This window comes from Delftia sp. CH05 (assembly GCF_009827015.1).
GTDB lineage: Bacteria > Pseudomonadota > Gammaproteobacteria > Burkholderiales > Burkholderiaceae_C > Comamonas > Comamonas tsuruhatensis.
Genome location: NZ_WUMG01000038.1, coordinates 1 through 12,412 on the forward strand (window position 1 = coordinate 1; position 12,412 = coordinate 12,412).

At 65.2% G+C, this 12,412-nt stretch carries 25 protein-coding genes; 10 read left to right on the forward strand and 15 right to left on the reverse strand.

The genetic code is table 11. The features are described from left to right. From GRX31_RS22775 to GRX31_RS22840, 14 genes are all read right to left on the reverse strand, one after another. Positions 1 to 210: hypothetical protein (locus GRX31_RS22775; RefSeq protein ID WP_160854532.1), on the reverse strand; the 210-nt coding region annotated here is incomplete at its 3' end. A gap of 48 nt (positions 211 to 258) precedes the next feature. Next, the gene (locus GRX31_RS22780; RefSeq protein WP_160854961.1) at positions 259 to 849 is read right to left on the reverse strand and encodes a DUF1566 domain-containing protein; all 591 of its coding nucleotides are present in this window, start codon (positions 847 to 849) and stop codon (positions 259 to 261) included. 100 nt (positions 850 to 949) lie between these two features. Then, positions 950 to 1,234, reverse strand: coding sequence for an H-NS histone family protein (locus GRX31_RS22785; RefSeq protein WP_160854963.1), 285 nt, complete (start codon positions 1,232 to 1,234; stop codon positions 950 to 952). A 25-nt stretch (positions 1,235 to 1,259) separates the two neighbouring features. Further along, positions 1,260 to 1,442, reverse strand: coding sequence for a hypothetical protein (locus GRX31_RS22790; protein ID WP_047218023.1), 183 nt, complete (start codon positions 1,440 to 1,442; stop codon positions 1,260 to 1,262). Beyond that, positions 1,439 to 1,672 carry a hypothetical protein gene (locus GRX31_RS22795; RefSeq protein WP_160854965.1) on the reverse strand — a complete coding sequence of 78 codons (234 nt, stop codon included), beginning with the start codon at positions 1,670 to 1,672 and terminating at the stop codon, positions 1,439 to 1,441. The genes GRX31_RS22790 and GRX31_RS22795 overlap by 4 nt, the downstream gene beginning before the upstream one ends. A gap of 1 nt (position 1,673) precedes the next feature. After that, positions 1,674 to 2,648 (reverse strand): recombination-associated protein RdgC, encoded by a 975-nt coding sequence (locus GRX31_RS22800; RefSeq protein WP_160854967.1) that lies wholly within the window; start codon positions 2,646 to 2,648, stop codon positions 1,674 to 1,676. Positions 2,649 to 2,654: 6 nt separating this feature from the next. Continuing rightward, positions 2,655 to 3,116 (reverse strand): hypothetical protein, encoded by a 462-nt coding sequence (locus GRX31_RS22805; RefSeq protein ID WP_160854969.1) that lies wholly within the window; start codon positions 3,114 to 3,116, stop codon positions 2,655 to 2,657. A 20-nt stretch (positions 3,117 to 3,136) separates the two neighbouring features. After that, the gene (locus GRX31_RS22810; protein WP_160854971.1) at positions 3,137 to 3,424 is read right to left on the reverse strand and encodes a hypothetical protein; all 288 of its coding nucleotides are present in this window, start codon (positions 3,422 to 3,424) and stop codon (positions 3,137 to 3,139) included. Positions 3,425 to 3,429: 5 nt separating this feature from the next. Next, a complete protein-coding gene (locus GRX31_RS22815; RefSeq protein WP_160854973.1) occupies positions 3,430 to 3,714 on the reverse strand; it encodes a hypothetical protein in 285 nt (94 codons plus the stop codon). 102 nt (positions 3,715 to 3,816) lie between these two features. Continuing rightward, positions 3,817 to 4,128, reverse strand: a complete 312-nt coding sequence (locus tag GRX31_RS30630) for a hypothetical protein (protein WP_237426752.1) — start codon at positions 4,126 to 4,128, stop codon at positions 3,817 to 3,819. Continuing rightward, positions 4,116 to 4,313 carry a hypothetical protein gene (locus tag GRX31_RS30915; RefSeq protein ID WP_126312990.1) on the reverse strand — a complete coding sequence of 66 codons (198 nt, stop codon included), beginning with the start codon at positions 4,311 to 4,313 and terminating at the stop codon, positions 4,116 to 4,118. The genes GRX31_RS30630 and GRX31_RS30915 overlap by 13 nt, the downstream gene beginning before the upstream one ends. Before the next feature lie 583 nt (positions 4,314 to 4,896). Beyond that, the gene (locus tag GRX31_RS22830) at positions 4,897 to 5,388 is read right to left on the reverse strand and encodes a helix-turn-helix domain-containing protein (protein ID WP_160854975.1); all 492 of its coding nucleotides are present in this window, start codon (positions 5,386 to 5,388) and stop codon (positions 4,897 to 4,899) included. A 5-nt stretch (positions 5,389 to 5,393) separates the two neighbouring features. Continuing rightward, positions 5,394 to 5,753 (reverse strand): hypothetical protein, encoded by a 360-nt coding sequence (locus GRX31_RS22835; protein ID WP_337193976.1) that lies wholly within the window; start codon positions 5,751 to 5,753, stop codon positions 5,394 to 5,396. Positions 5,754 to 6,327: 574 nt separating this feature from the next. Continuing rightward, positions 6,328 to 7,035 (reverse strand): S24 family peptidase, encoded by a 708-nt coding sequence (locus tag GRX31_RS22840; RefSeq protein WP_160854977.1) that lies wholly within the window; start codon positions 7,033 to 7,035, stop codon positions 6,328 to 6,330. A gap of 82 nt (positions 7,036 to 7,117) precedes the next feature. Here GRX31_RS22840 and GRX31_RS22845 point away from each other — a divergent pair, with 82 nt between their 5' ends. After that, positions 7,118 to 7,366 (forward strand): helix-turn-helix domain-containing protein, encoded by a 249-nt coding sequence (locus GRX31_RS22845; protein WP_160854979.1) that lies wholly within the window; start codon positions 7,118 to 7,120, stop codon positions 7,364 to 7,366. Positions 7,367 to 7,377: 11 nt separating this feature from the next. Here GRX31_RS22845 and GRX31_RS22850 read toward each other — a convergent pair whose 3' ends face one another. Then, a complete protein-coding gene (locus GRX31_RS22850) occupies positions 7,378 to 7,653 on the reverse strand; it encodes a hypothetical protein (protein WP_160854981.1) in 276 nt (91 codons plus the stop codon). A gap of 97 nt (positions 7,654 to 7,750) precedes the next feature. On the opposite strand from GRX31_RS22850, the gene GRX31_RS22855 reads away from it, so the two are divergent. Genes GRX31_RS22855 through GRX31_RS22890 form a run of 9 tightly spaced genes read left to right on the forward strand, consistent with a single transcriptional unit; the run spans position 7,751 to position 12,407 of the window. After that, positions 7,751 to 8,176, forward strand: coding sequence for a hypothetical protein (locus GRX31_RS22855; protein WP_047218032.1), 426 nt, complete (start codon positions 7,751 to 7,753; stop codon positions 8,174 to 8,176). Between the two features lie 35 nt (positions 8,177 to 8,211). Continuing rightward, positions 8,212 to 8,874: a phage antirepressor KilAC domain-containing protein gene (locus tag GRX31_RS22860; RefSeq protein ID WP_237426753.1), complete on the forward strand. Its 663-nt coding sequence runs from the start codon at positions 8,212 to 8,214 to the stop codon at positions 8,872 to 8,874. After that, entirely contained in the window at positions 8,871 to 9,890 is a 1,020-nt protein-coding gene (locus GRX31_RS22865; RefSeq protein WP_160854985.1) for a hypothetical protein, read from the forward strand. The genes GRX31_RS22860 and GRX31_RS22865 overlap by 4 nt, the downstream gene beginning before the upstream one ends. Then, entirely contained in the window at positions 9,883 to 10,665 is a 783-nt protein-coding gene (locus GRX31_RS22870; RefSeq protein ID WP_160854987.1) for a hypothetical protein, read from the forward strand. Before GRX31_RS22865 ends, GRX31_RS22870 begins: the two co-directional genes overlap by 8 nt. Beyond that, complete coding sequence (locus tag GRX31_RS22875; protein ID WP_160854989.1) at positions 10,662 to 11,168, forward strand: hypothetical protein; 507 nt, start codon at positions 10,662 to 10,664, stop codon at positions 11,166 to 11,168. The genes GRX31_RS22870 and GRX31_RS22875 overlap by 4 nt, the downstream gene beginning before the upstream one ends. A 43-nt stretch (positions 11,169 to 11,211) precedes the next feature. Continuing rightward, entirely contained in the window at positions 11,212 to 11,376 is a 165-nt protein-coding gene (locus GRX31_RS30635) for a hypothetical protein (protein WP_237426754.1), read from the forward strand. Continuing rightward, positions 11,373 to 11,840, forward strand: a complete 468-nt coding sequence (locus GRX31_RS22880) for a hypothetical protein (RefSeq protein ID WP_337193977.1) — start codon at positions 11,373 to 11,375, stop codon at positions 11,838 to 11,840. The genes GRX31_RS30635 and GRX31_RS22880 overlap by 4 nt, the downstream gene beginning before the upstream one ends. Then, positions 11,837 to 12,157: a DUF4406 domain-containing protein gene (locus GRX31_RS22885; protein ID WP_160854991.1), complete on the forward strand. Its 321-nt coding sequence runs from the start codon at positions 11,837 to 11,839 to the stop codon at positions 12,155 to 12,157. The genes GRX31_RS22880 and GRX31_RS22885 overlap by 4 nt, the downstream gene beginning before the upstream one ends. Then, positions 12,150 to 12,407 carry a hypothetical protein gene (locus GRX31_RS22890; protein ID WP_160854993.1) on the forward strand — a complete coding sequence of 86 codons (258 nt, stop codon included), beginning with the start codon at positions 12,150 to 12,152 and terminating at the stop codon, positions 12,405 to 12,407. The genes GRX31_RS22885 and GRX31_RS22890 overlap by 8 nt, the downstream gene beginning before the upstream one ends. The last annotated feature ends 5 nt before the right edge of the window (positions 12,408 to 12,412 follow it).

Consider the following 12,412-nt stretch of genomic DNA (forward strand, 5'->3'; position numbering starts at 1 on the left):
CTCTTGGTCAGGCGCGCGCCAATCTCCCTGGCCGTTCAACTCGGTCGGAATGCAGGTCTGAACGCCCTTGAATGCCGCGTCTTTGATGTCGTGCTCGACACCGCCAGGGATGACAACGTGATGGACGGCGCCATCGATCAGGCGGGCGCCGATGTAGATGCCGCCTTGCTCGGGCCATGCCTGGCCGATTGCGGGAATGGACTTGCTCATATGGATGCTCCTGCTGGGTGGTTGAGGGTGAAGAAAGGGGTGAAGGGATCAATAAATGAATCTGCGGAAAGGCCGAACTCGGAACTCGTTGTACCGGTTGTTGTTGTTCGTGTTGCCGTTCTCGAAATCGACAGCCCAGGCGTAGTCCCCGCTGAGCGTCGTGCTGCTCCAGTACCAGGACTCTTTGCCGAACAGGTGGGGCACGTTGGCGGCTGCCAGCTGCAGCTCGCGGCGGGCCGGCAGGTAGAAGTCGCTGTGTTCGTCGCTCTCGAAGCCGACCGCCAGCTTTGCGGCGGGGCATTCGTTGCGCAGGCGGGCGGTGTTGGCCAGGCCGTCCCAGTCGGACAGCTCACGCTCGCAGGTCGGGCCCCACGCGGCGCGGCCCACGTCTTCACCCGGAGCGACGATCAGGCCGTAGACTGAGCCATCGGAGCCCCTGAAGTCGCCGGCGTAGTGGCCGCCCTGGCCTTCCCAGTAGTCGCCGATGGCGGGGCGACCATGGTCGGCGCTGGGCACTGCTGTCGGCGCAGCCGGCTCGACGCGGCCCAGGCCCTTCATGAGAGCCTCCATGCTGGCCATGGCTTCGGGCGAAGGGACGAAGATGATGGGCGCCGTGTTGGTGCCGATGTGGACGTTCATAGCGAGACTCCATGAAAAAGGCCGCACAGTGGCGGCCATGGTTGAAATGGAAGGGGTTTGATCAGGACAGCGCCCATGCGCTGTGCTCATGCCTCGGGGGTTAGGCGGCGGAGATCAGGAACGGAGCGCGGTCCTTGCCGTTGATCCAGTTCGGAGGCTTGCCGCGCCCCGTCCAGGTGGAGCCTGTGGCGGGGTCGCGGTACTTCGGGGCGCCCACGCTGCCCTTGGCCTTCGCGGCGGGGAAGACATCGGCAGCGGTGAGGCCGTGCTCCTGGATCAGCGCGCGGGCTTCGGTCACGGCTTTCGCTTTGGCCTCTGCCTGAGCGGTAGCGATCTGGGCGTCAATCTCGGCCTTGCGTGCCAGCAGGTTCTGGTATTCGGACATCGGGTTTCCTTTCTTGGATGGGTGATCAGTGGCCGCAGGGCAGGGCATCGCCGCGGTGATGGTCTTCGGGCAGCTCGGCGCCGCAGCCGAAGCAGTGCGTGGGCTTCTGCTCGTCCCACCAGATGGCGCGGGCACGTTCGGCGGCGCGGCGCGCAGCTGGCAGATCGCGCTCGGCGCGCGTGGGATGGTGTTCGGTGTCTTGGTTCATGCTGTTGAGGCCGTGGCCACCGGGTGCTGCATCCAGATGCTGGCGAGCGTGTCGGTGATACGCGGGCGGGAGTGATTGCGCTTGCGATAGCGGCGGTACTTGTCACAAACGCAGGCGTTGCACTGGTCGGCCAGCCCGTCGGGGCTTTTGACCAGGGCGCGAAAGAAGCCCACGTCGGCGGGCCAGGGCTCGCCGCAGGTGGTGCAGACCTTTTCGGGTGATGCGGCCATGTCAGAACGGCACATCGCCAGGCTTCAGATCTGGAGGGGCACAGGCCGGGCCTGTCGTGGTTAGCGAGGCTGGAAGGGCGTGCCCCAGGCCAGTGCGACCCTCGCCACCCAGGGCTTCGATCAGGTCGGGAAAGAGTTTGGACAGCTCGCCCGTCGTGATTGCCACATCGGCATCGAAACCGCCATCGCCATCCTTGGACTCGGTCACGACATCGAGCATCTGAACCTTGCGCAGCTGCAGGCCTTGGGTCAGCACGAAGCTCACGCGGTCGTCCCAGGTCAGCGCCAAACGCGTGGGCAGCTTGCCGTGTTCGATGTGCTGCTGCACTTCAGCAATGTCCAGTGGATGGCGGCCGTAGCGCACCACGGCCTTGGATTCGTCGGCGGCCTTGAGCTCGCATTCACGGTCAATCGAAAAGCCGGCCGGGCTTTCCTGCGTGGTCAGCCAGTGCGCCATGGCGGCCTGTGCGCTGGTCTGCGTATCGACCAGGGCCAGCGCAAAGCCTGTGAGGCCCTCGACCAGCGAGCTCACCACCTCGTCGGCGCGCGCCTGGCTGCCGGTGTCCAGCACCAGGGTGCGGGCCTGCGGGTCCAGCCACACCCACATGGAGCCCTGCTTGGTGAAGGCCATGGGCAGCAGGTCCAGCTTGGCCTCGTCCTTGAGTTCCTTCTTTTCCTTCTTGCCGGGCTTGCGGCCTTCGGTGGCCTCGATGTGTGCAGCCTTTTCGTTGACGCGGCGGTTGAGCACGCTGGCCGGCAGCATCTTGGCCTCGGTCATGAAGCGCATCACCCACTGATTGGCCACGGACTCGGCCAGCGGGCCATGGGGCTCGCCGCGCGGCGGCACCCAGCCGGCGCTACGCTCCTGTGTGGCGCCGCACTCGGCAAACGGTGACTTTGCCAGGGCGGCCTCGACAGCCTGGAGGTCAGGTGCCCAGGATTCGGAAATTCGGTAAATGATTAGGTTCGTGAGCATGATGTATCAGGCAAGGGATTTCGGATGCTTGGGCAGGCAGCCCAGGCGGTTGGCTTCTGCATCGGTCCAGGCCGCATGACCCAGCAGCAGGGTGTGGGCCTGGGTGGCCAGGGCCATGTTGGGCTGCACGCGCTTTGCCTGAGACACGAGCAGATCCAGCAGCTTGGTATAGGCGCGGGTCTTGAGAATCCCCCAGCCGCCGAACTCGGGCGGCATGCGCTTCACCATCTGTTCGGCCTGGACGCCAATGCCCTTCACGGCTTCCCTGTGAACGAGCTTGGCCTCGTTGCGCAACTGGGCCGCCTCGGCCGAAAGTGCTTTTGCGCGTGCGCGCAGGTTGTAGGCTTCGACAGCGCGTTTCTCGCCCTTTGCTTCGAGGCGCAGCGCGGCGGCCTCGGTGGCCTTGGCCTTGGCCTTGGCACGCATGATCATTTCTTGCGCGTAGAGATCTGCCGGTGTTTGCGACATGGGGTTCTCCAAACGGTGGGTTACAGGGCGCCGCCCTCGGTGTCGTCGGCCGGTAGGTGCTGGATGGCGGGTGCAGGGATCGCTGGCGCGCGCGGCGTGGGTCCGGCCAGGAATTCGTCGCGCTTCACATAGAGCTGGTCGATCAGGGCGTCGGCCAGGCGGGGCAGGTCGCGGGCGTTCATCAGCACCGCGCTGCGGTCCTTCTCAAAGGGCACGCCTAGGGCTGCAAGGTTTGCCGCGTTGAGCTGCAGCACTGGGGCGAAGGCTGCGCAGATCTGCGACAGGTTGAGCTTCTCGGGATTCGGCATGGCGATCAGTGGGCCTTGGACTGCTGCATCGCGTCGTAGCCGTCGATCAGCGCGGACAGCTGCTTGCGCAGATCAGCGGCCGGGCCCAGATCTGCACCGATGCTGGCCAGGGCGCAGCCCATGGCGTACAGGCCACCATAGACCGCGAGCGCTTGGCTGTTGCGTTCGCTGTAGTCGTTGAGGATGCCGATGATGGGGTCGGCGACGTGGCAGACGACATGAGCGCTCTCGTTCGGCGTGATGTCGCGCGTGACGCGCACGCCGTCGCAGGCGACTTCGGACTGGTTCATGGGTGCTCCAGGTTCAGAAAAGGGGTGCTCCGGCGATGGCGACCGCAGCGGCGATGCCGAAGGCGGAGAAGGCGGACCAGAGGAAAAAGCCGAAAAGTTTGCTCATGGCAACTCGCGCAGGCATTCCATGGATTGCGGGCCGATCCAGACCACGGCGTGGCCGGGCGGGCAGGCCTGGGCGGCGCTGTGCGCGCGCTGCACGTCCGCTGCGCTGGCCACGGGCTCCTGGGCCGCGCCGGCCTCCGCACAGGCGCTGAGCACCAGGGCCGCGAGCACGGCCACGCACAGCAGAAGCCAGCCGCCGGGCGTGGGCGCCGGGCCCGGTTCGGCCACAGGGCCTGGGCGCGAGGCCTCGCGGAGGAAGCGCGCATCGGGATCGGGATTGAAGGGCTCGGAGGGGATCACTCGTTGCATTTGGGCTCTCCAGAAACAACAAATCCGCCAGGAGGCGGATTCGTGGGGTTGGTGGCTTGCTGCTGTCGGCGCTGTGCTGCAGCCTCTGCCAACAGGCGCTCTTCTTCTTTCCATTCGGCAAGAGAGCGCGGCTCATAGGCGGCTTGGCCGCGATCGCCGCGCAGCCGGGTGAATCTGGTTCTCATGGTGGATTCCAAAAAAGAGCCCGCCCCACATTGCTGCAGGGCGGGCCAATGCCGCGAGAGCGGCCCCACGAAACAAAAAGGCCCCGCAACTTGTGAAGCTGCAGGGCCTGGCTGGAAAGTGCCGATGCCGTGAAGGCGCGCCTGGGAAGTAGAGAGGGAGGGAGGAGGAAGCCCAGGCTCGGCGTGGAAACTGATTGCGTCCACGATACCCTGCCCACGGCCGGGCAAATGTGAACGGAAAGTAAAAGGTGCAGGGCTCCCACCTGCTGCGGCCTGCTAAGCCTCTGCGACCCCGTGGCCAGGGTATGGGTTGATGGCCGGCCGTATTCGCCCCGGCTTTCCTTCTATTGACGGTTTGGCGGACTCTCGCCGCTTGCAGGCGGGCAAATGCCTGTCACGATTGGCCATCACAGATAAGGGCCGGATGCGATCCCGGCACAGAAGCGAGCGCTGTTTTTCATGGCAGCCGCATAGCCCTCGCGGGTACGGCCTAGGAAGTCTGTCGCTCCGGTTGCTTCCATTCCCCGCGCATCGCCCGCGCATTCCCTATCTGTGATGGCCCCGGCTCCGTGCCGGGGCGCTGTCACGCTCGAAAGTCATCACGATGCAGAGAGTCCATCCGCGCAAGTTCGCGCAGGTGGCTCGTCTGCTCGCGCATCTGTTCCAGCATTTGAACCAGCACCGGCTGCGCATCTGGCTGCTCTGCGGCGAAGTCCTCGCCCAGGGTCTGGCCCAGGCGGTGGACGATCTCGGCATTGAGGCTGCGGTTTGCGGCGCTCGCCAGCTGGACCAGACGACCGTGCATTTCCGTTGGGATGCGCAGCTTGCACTGCGTCGCGGGCGCTGTATCTGCAGGTTCAAGATCAGCGTCATCGTCGCCGTTCAGCAGCCAGTCTGGATCGACAGCAAGCGCCGCCGCCAACGTGTTGACGATGCGAAGGCGTGGGCGAACCTTGTCCGTTTCGTAGCGCGACAACTGGGTTGGGGCCATGTCGGCGCGCTCGGCCAAAGTGAACTGGCTCAGGCCCTTCTCGTTCCTGGCGAGAATGAGGCGCGCCCCGAAGGTGTTCGCCATCGCAATCACAGCGCCAGGCGCCGCTCCAGGTCCTGAAGAGCGGTGCAGGATTCGCGCAGCTGACCGGACAGGTCTTCGATGTGGCCCACCAGCGGGGCGGGCGCGGCCGGCACGGGGTTTGTCTGGCTACCCTGCCCGATAGGGTCATTCGGCATGAGTACCGGCTCCAGCCGTGCGCGCAGGCGTTGGATGGTTGCCTGCAGGTCGCGCACATTTACGGAGACTTGGCTGATGGCCGCATCTACCGGGCTGACGGGAATGCCGGTTGCCGGGGTACCCTCATAGATGGCTCCCAGGCCTGCTGTAGCGATGGCGGATTGGGCGGCCTGTGCGTGGCGCAGGCCTGTGTTTGCGGAAACGGTCACGGTGGTCTCTCCTGTGGTGGTGGCGGAAACAAAAGAGGCCTCCCGTATCGAGAAGCCTCTTTTGTTTCGCCCCGATGCGCTCGGGGAGGGCGTTGATCTGGGCTTTTCTTTTCTTGGCATCCCAGTTCATGCCTCACTCCCGTTTTCTTGACCCAGGAGGCGGTTCGCAGTGCAGCGGTAGCTCGCCTGCTGCCGGCTCAAGTCCGGCATACATGCGGCGCCATATCTCGTTCGCGATGCCTGATCCCATCCAGGGGCAGAGCGCTACTAGCCTTCGCACCGGCAGGTTCAACATTCCCAACCGCGCCATGCCCGCGGCGCCCTGTCTTTACCCAGCCGTGCTTGCTGCAAGAGCCAGAGCGCGCCGGTCGATGCCGTGGTGCCCAACTTCCCGGCCGGTCCGCATGTGTGGTGGCTGGGTTGCTGAGTTTTATTATCAGCGGCGCTGGTTTATGTGTCAACCAGCGCCGCTGATTTTCTTTTCTAAGCGCGCTGGTGCCCTCGGCGAATGGCCGTAAAAAAAACCCGCACAAGGCGGGTCTTTTGGATGCTGAGGTGATGCGAGGCTGGCAGGTCAGAGCATGATTCCTGCCCATACGGCGCGGCCAATTACCTCGAAATCATCACCCTCCCGGTACATGATTTGCTTGGGCTTGAAGCTGGGGTTGTCGGCTATCGCCAAGACGCCAGCCCCAGGCACATCCTGAAGACGCTTGATGAGCAGCTCACCATCGGCACGGAAGGCAAAGAAGTCACCGTTCAAACGCTCCTTGTCCCCTCGGTTTACCAGAACGATGGACCCGTCTGGGATCTTTGGTTCGTTGCTGTGGCCTGTGGCATCCACGACCACAGCATTTGCCTGGGAGACGCCAGCCTTCTTCAAAAAATCGGTGCGGAATACAAGGGCGGGTTTGTCAGCCGCGACGTAAGCCACCTTGCCAGTGCCATTGGCAAAGCGGACATTGGCGTACCGGACTGACGTGTACTCGTCGCTGGAAGGTGGAGGCGGCGGGGTCAGCTCTGCGATTTGGGCTGCTGGGGCCGCCAGTCGTGGGCTGAAATCCTCAATGCGACAGCCCAAGCCAGCGGCAAACCCTGCGGCCGCCTTCAGGCTGAGAGCGGATGTGCCGCTCAGGAAGTTGCTGACAGCGGTCTGGCCGCCGATCCCAAATTCCGCGCCGAACTCCTTCTGGTTCCTGGGCTTGACCCTGTTCCAGATTTCACGCAGGGCCCGCGCTTCTTCGCGGTGCTCGTCCGTGACGATGGCTTTCTTGCTACTCATGGCTTAAGTATCAGGCGCGCTGATTTTTTGTGATCAGCGGCGCTGGTTGACGCATGAACCAGCGCCGCTGATAATGAATGTCATGCAGACACTCAAACCCATACGGTCGCTCCTGGGTGTGACCCAAAAAGAGCTTGGCGTTGGAATCGAATGCAGCCAAGGAAACATCGCCAACTACGAGTCCGGGCTGCAGTCCATGCCTGTGAACGTTGCCCTGAAGCTGATCGATTTCGCGCTCGGACGCGGCCTATCCGTGACCTTGGACCAGGTCTATGGGCGAGCTCCGCTGCCCGAAGTGGCGCCAACCTACCAGGAGCAAGGCCATGGCTGAGCGCGTTGCCCTCACTCCCCTTCCGACTGCGCTCCTGAAGCTGGCGGTACACGTTGGATGCTTGCATCCACGAGACGCATCGAAATTTGAAAAGCGTCTATTGCTCGATCCGGAACTGGGGAGGCCGTCAAAAGGGCCATCGTCTCTTCCTTCTCCCGATGCAGCTCCTTCACCAACGAAACCGGGTCGGGGTGAGTCTTGATGAGAGCACGTATCGCACTCCCTAGCGCCATCTGCATGCCAGCCATGTCCGAGGCCATCTGCTTTCTCAAATCTTCGATTTCCATGTCCGCCCCTCCTGGGAATGGTTGTGTAGGAACTCCCATTCTGCCCCGGGAGGCGGCGGGCACCTTTTCCCAGAATCAACCCCAGGAGTAGTCCCGCATGCGTGACACCCACGAAAAGCTGAGCCGGGCTGAAGCGGCCGCCTTCCGGGCGATCCAGGCAGCTCTTGCCGACCTCGACGCTGAGCAGGCCGAGCGCGTGCTGGCTCGTGTCCAGGACCAACTGGACGAAGAAGCTGGCGGGCCCATGTTCGCGCGCGGCATTGCCGGCCCGCTGGGCAAGCTGGACATCCCGCTGCGCACCAAGGTGGACGAGGCCACGGCCGACCTGTTCCTGCGCCACTGCGGCCAACAGGCCACGGACACATCCATGGTGCTGCGCGACTGCGTGTACGCCCTGGTCTACGGCAAGACCTATCGGCAGATGGTGGTGGAGAAAGTGAACCATGACGCGCAGCGTACCGAGGCGCTGGCCAAGCTCATAGGGCCTTTTGGTAGCCCCGAATTCGGAGGGCCTGCCCGATGAATGCGATCACTGCAATTTCCGCCGCTGTGCTGACCATGAGCAGCGAAGAAATCGCCGCCCTGGTGGAGTCCCGCCACGACAACGTGAAGACTTCCATCGAGCGCCTGGGCGCGCGCGGCGTGATCCAACTCCCTGCGTTGCAGGAAGTCCGGAACCATCTCGGCCAGGCCGTGAGCGTCTACCAACTGTGCAAACGCGACAGCTATGTCGTGGTGGCGCAGCTGTCTCCTGAGTTCACGGCGCGGCTGGTGGATCGCTGGCAGGAGCTTGAGGCCCAGGCCGCTCCTGCCGTGCCGCGCACGATGTCTCAGGCGCTGCGCCTGGCCGCTGAACAAGCCGAGCAGATCGAGCAGCAGCAGGCCGCCCTGGCCCTGGCCGCTCCCAAGGCCGAGTATGTGGACCGCTACGTGGCCGCCAACGGCGCGAAGGGCTTCCGGCAGGTGGCCAAGCTGCTGGGCGCGAACGAGCACGAGTTCCGCGCGTGGCTGCAGGACGAAAAGATCATGTACCGCTTGGGCGGCGAATGGACTGCGCATCAGTGCCACATTGATGCTGGCCGCTTTGTCGTGAAGACGGGCGTGGCCCATGTCAACGATCACGCCTTCAACGCCACGAAGTTCACACCCAAGGGGGTGAATTGGGTGGCCGGCCTTTGGGGCCAGCACCAAGCCCGCCTGGCGCAAGGGGAGCGTGCATGAACCTCGCTTCCATGCTGGACCGGCCCATCGCCTTCCAGCGTTCCTTTGTGCACCTTGGCGCCGGCATCACTGGCGCGCTGATGCTGTCCCAGGCCGTGTATTGGGCCAACCGTGGTTCCGACGACGACGGCTGGTTTTTCAAGACGCAGGTGGAGTGGGAGGATGAAACCGGCCTGAGCCGCACTGAGCAGGAGACCGCCCGCAAGAAACTGTTGTCGCTGGGGCTCATGGAGGAGGCTCGCCGCGGCATCCCCGCCAAGCTGTATTTCCGGGTCAGCATCGATGCGCTGGTGAGCCAGTTGGAGGGCCTGGAGACCCCCTGCAAACAAGATTGCAGGAATCCTGCAATCAAGGATGCGGGAACCCCGCAGGCAGGTTCGCAGAAATCCCGCAAACAGGTTCGCGGGAAAGCTGCAAACAGGTCTGCAGGAAACCCGCAATCTAAACTAAGTAAGACTACAACAGAGACTACTTCAGAGACTACAGCAGAGAGTATTGCGACGGGGGCTGAAGCCCCCCACGCTGCTGCTGAGCCGATGCGTGTCACAGCCCCCAACGGGACAATCCACGAGATCCCTGCAGAGCTGCGCTACCCCGGCCCCGACACCAAGTCCCACAAGACCTGGATCGCCTACGCCATTGCCTACGAGGGCCGGTACCGCAGCTGGCCCGTCTGGAACCAGACCGTGGGCGGCCAGATCTGCAACTTCATTGACCGCGTCGGCGCCGAGATCGCCCCCCGCATTGCCGTGCACTACGTGCGCCGCGTGCAGGAGGACTTCATCGTCCGGGAGATGCACCCCGTTCGCCTGCTGCAGCAGAACGCGGAGAAGTGGTCAACTCAGTGCCAGACCGGCGTTGGGATGACCAGCACGCAGGCCCGCCAGGCCGACCAGACCAGCGCAAACGCTGGCGCCATCGAGGAAGCAAAGCGCCTGTTGCGAGAGCGTGCAGGCGCAGCCCAGGGCGAAGCGTCGAGCGCCGGACAAGGCCAGGGGGAGGTGATCGATGTCTGACCACCACGACACCGACTGGCTGCTGGAGGAGCTGGGCGCCACCATGGAGCTGAGCGGCCAGCAGGTCCGGCCTGCTGCGCTGCTGCTGCTGGCGGAAGATCTGGCCCACATCGACAAGCCTGTGCTGCGCCTGGCCCTGGCCCGCATCCGCGCCGAGCATCGCGGTCCGATCCTGACCGGAACTGTCCTGCAGTACGTGGACCACGCCATGGGCCGCATGCTGCCCGCCGAAGCCTATGGCCTGGCGCTGACCAGTGCTGACCAGCAGGCCACCGTGGTGTGGACCGATGAGATCGCCCAGGCCTGGGCCGTGGCCGCGCCGCTGCTGGATGCCGGCGACAAGTTCGGCGCCCGGCAGGCCTTCATCGAGGCCTACGGCCGGATCACGGGCGAGGCCCGTGCCCTGCGTCGCCGCCCTGTGGTGCAGGTCAGCCTTGGCCACGACCCCGAAGCCCGGACGCGCGCCGTGCAGGAAGCCATCACGGCGGGCCGACTGCCGGGCGGGCTGGAGGGCCTGACTGATGACCTGCGCGAGCAGCTGCAGCTGCCGGCACCGCGCGCCGCCCTGGCGCTGCCGGCACCTGAATCCATGCCCAGCGGCCCGAAGCGTGAGGTGCTGTCCAAGCTGGCCACCCTGCGCGAAGCATTTGCGCTCAAGGCCTCGCGCTTCACGCCCGTGCAGGTCCAGGCCCGCGCAGACCGGATGCGCGTGGGGCAGGCCAAGCGCCGCGCTGCTGCCGCCGTGGCGCAGCACCAGCAGGGGAGCCAGCCATGAGCGCGATCCATCCGGCCGCTACCCGTGCCTACCTCGCGCTGCCCTATGCCTACTCGCTCGCGCAGGAGCTGTCGGCCAGCGAACGGCAGCCGCTGCACCAGCGCAAGCGCGAGCCCCTGGCCGCTGCAGTCCTGGCTGCCGTGCATGCCGTCGGCTACGCCGTTCCGACAGTGCAGCACTGGCGCGATCTAGCTGACGCCGCGAACCTGTCCGAAACGCTGCTGGGCATGGGTGTCTTCACCGAGCCCGAGGCCCAGAGCCTGTTTGCCGATGCGGTGGCCGCCGTGGTTGACCTGGGCCGCAAGCACGGCCATGGCCAGGAGATGCGCCTGAACGCAGTGCAACTGGGCCACCTGGTCGAGTTCGGCGAGGCCTACGGCCAGGTGCTGGAGGTGATCCCGGCCCGCACCTTCATCCGCGCGCACCGCGCCACCGAACGCCGCCTGCGCGAGCTGCTGGTCAACAGCCACGGCAGCGACACCCATGAATTCATCGTCGTCTGATAACCAATGGCAGCAACATCAAATCAATCTCAGCGGGGAAGCCGTGGCACACCTCGTCAAGCTGGCTCAGCAACCCGGGTGGTGGGAGTACGTCAAGGCCAGGGCCAGGGAGCTGGACAGGGACGAGTCTCGGCTGTTCGTGGACATCGAGCGGCAGGTGGTGCAGCAGCTGCAGGCGCTCGCCTGGCGCCCGCCGCCCCGCGCGTGACGCTGCCGGCTGGCCACCAGGGCCCGATCACGGTGCTGGGCATGGACCCGGGCAAACACACGGGCCTGGCCTGGATCGTGGACGGTCAGCTGCAGGCGCTGGAGGAGATTGCACCAGCGCAGATCCTGCAGACGCTGCAGGGCAGGGCGCCCACGCTGGTGATCTTCGAGGACAGCCGCAAGGCACGGAAGACCTGGACCGGCCAGGGAAGCGCCGCGGCGCGGGCCAAGATGGCGCGCAACGTGGGTGAGATCGATGCATGGTGCGTGCTGATCGAGACCCTGTGCGCCAGCCTCGGCATTGCTTGCTTCGGCATGCCGCCCAGCGCGAAGGCCGGAGGCGCCCATGGAGCCAAGATCGACGCCGCGACCTTCAGCCGCCTGACGGGCTGGTCTGGCCGCAGCAATCAGCACCAGCGTGACGCCGCAATGATCGCGTGGTCCTTCCGGAGGGCCCGGCCATGAAGCGCATCTACATCGCCGGCCCGATGACAGGCCTGCCCGACTTCAACTACCCGGCCTTCAACCGAGCCGCCGCCACGCTGCGCGCCCAAGGCCACCACGTCGAGAACCCGGCCGAGAACCCCGCGCCAGCGTGCGGCAGTTGGGCCGGATACATGCGCCTGGCGCTGCCCCAGCTGTGCAAATGCGATGCGGTCTACATGCTGCCCGGCTGGCGCGGCTCCAAGGGGGCGCGTGTGGAGCACGGCCTAGCCCTGGATCTGGGCATGGAGGTGCAGGACTTCGATGCCAGCGCAGGGGAGGGCGGCGCACATGCTTGATTTCCGCCCCGATCTGCCCCGGCGCGGCCAGCGCGGCCCCGTGCGCGCCGCGCCCCAGCACCCGCCCCTGTGGCGTGGCGCCGCAATGCGCGAGCGCATCGAAGGCCCTGATGCCCTGGGCCGCTACCGCTTTTCCGTCTGGTCGGAAAACCGCTGCTGCCGCCTGGAGCAGTACGGCCCCACGCGTGTGTGCGTGATGGGCGACCACGGCTTTCTGGTGCAGGTCGATGTTGAAGGGGATGTCCGATGAGGGTA

What these genes read in the sequence shown, in the direction of transcription:
- GRX31_RS22780 (WP_160854961.1), bottom strand. Translation starts at nt 849, where the DNA reads ATGAACGTCCACATCGGCACCAACACGGCGCCCATCATCTTCGTCCCT.
- GRX31_RS22785 (WP_160854963.1), bottom strand. Translation starts at nt 1,234, where the DNA reads ATGTCCGAATACCAGAACCTGCTGGCACGCAAGGCCGAGATTGACGCC.
- GRX31_RS22790 (WP_047218023.1), bottom strand. Translation starts at nt 1,442, where the DNA reads ATGAACCAAGACACCGAACACCATCCCACGCGCGCCGAGCGCGATCTG.
- GRX31_RS22795 (WP_160854965.1), bottom strand. Translation starts at nt 1,672, where the DNA reads ATGGCCGCATCACCCGAAAAGGTCTGCACCACCTGCGGCGAGCCCTGG.
- GRX31_RS22800 (WP_160854967.1), bottom strand. Translation starts at nt 2,648, where the DNA reads ATGCTCACGAACCTAATCATTTACCGAATTTCCGAATCCTGGGCACCT.
- GRX31_RS22805 (WP_160854969.1), bottom strand. Translation starts at nt 3,116, where the DNA reads ATGTCGCAAACACCGGCAGATCTCTACGCGCAAGAAATGATCATGCGT.
- GRX31_RS22810 (WP_160854971.1), bottom strand. Translation starts at nt 3,424, where the DNA reads ATGCCGAATCCCGAGAAGCTCAACCTGTCGCAGATCTGCGCAGCCTTC.
- GRX31_RS22815 (WP_160854973.1), bottom strand. Translation starts at nt 3,714, where the DNA reads ATGAACCAGTCCGAAGTCGCCTGCGACGGCGTGCGCGTCACGCGCGAC.
- GRX31_RS30630 (WP_237426752.1), bottom strand. Translation starts at nt 4,128, where the DNA reads ATGCAACGAGTGATCCCCTCCGAGCCCTTCAATCCCGATCCCGATGCG.
- GRX31_RS30915 (WP_126312990.1), bottom strand. Translation starts at nt 4,313, where the DNA reads ATGAGAACCAGATTCACCCGGCTGCGCGGCGATCGCGGCCAAGCCGCC.
- GRX31_RS22830 (WP_160854975.1), bottom strand. Translation starts at nt 5,388, where the DNA reads ATGGCGAACACCTTCGGGGCGCGCCTCATTCTCGCCAGGAACGAGAAG.
- GRX31_RS22840 (WP_160854977.1), bottom strand. Translation starts at nt 7,035, where the DNA reads ATGAGTAGCAAGAAAGCCATCGTCACGGACGAGCACCGCGAAGAAGCG.
- GRX31_RS22845 (WP_160854979.1), top strand. Translation starts at nt 7,118, where the DNA reads ATGCAGACACTCAAACCCATACGGTCGCTCCTGGGTGTGACCCAAAAA.
- GRX31_RS22850 (WP_160854981.1), bottom strand. Translation starts at nt 7,653, where the DNA reads ATGGAAATCGAAGATTTGAGAAAGCAGATGGCCTCGGACATGGCTGGC.
- GRX31_RS22855 (WP_047218032.1), top strand. Translation starts at nt 7,751, where the DNA reads ATGCGTGACACCCACGAAAAGCTGAGCCGGGCTGAAGCGGCCGCCTTC.
- GRX31_RS22860 (WP_237426753.1), top strand. Translation starts at nt 8,212, where the DNA reads ATGAGCAGCGAAGAAATCGCCGCCCTGGTGGAGTCCCGCCACGACAAC.
- GRX31_RS22865 (WP_160854985.1), top strand. Translation starts at nt 8,871, where the DNA reads ATGAACCTCGCTTCCATGCTGGACCGGCCCATCGCCTTCCAGCGTTCC.
- GRX31_RS22870 (WP_160854987.1), top strand. Translation starts at nt 9,883, where the DNA reads ATGTCTGACCACCACGACACCGACTGGCTGCTGGAGGAGCTGGGCGCC.
- GRX31_RS22875 (WP_160854989.1), top strand. Translation starts at nt 10,662, where the DNA reads ATGAGCGCGATCCATCCGGCCGCTACCCGTGCCTACCTCGCGCTGCCC.
- GRX31_RS22885 (WP_160854991.1), top strand. Translation starts at nt 11,837, where the DNA reads ATGAAGCGCATCTACATCGCCGGCCCGATGACAGGCCTGCCCGACTTC.
- GRX31_RS22890 (WP_160854993.1), top strand. Translation starts at nt 12,150, where the DNA reads ATGCTTGATTTCCGCCCCGATCTGCCCCGGCGCGGCCAGCGCGGCCCC.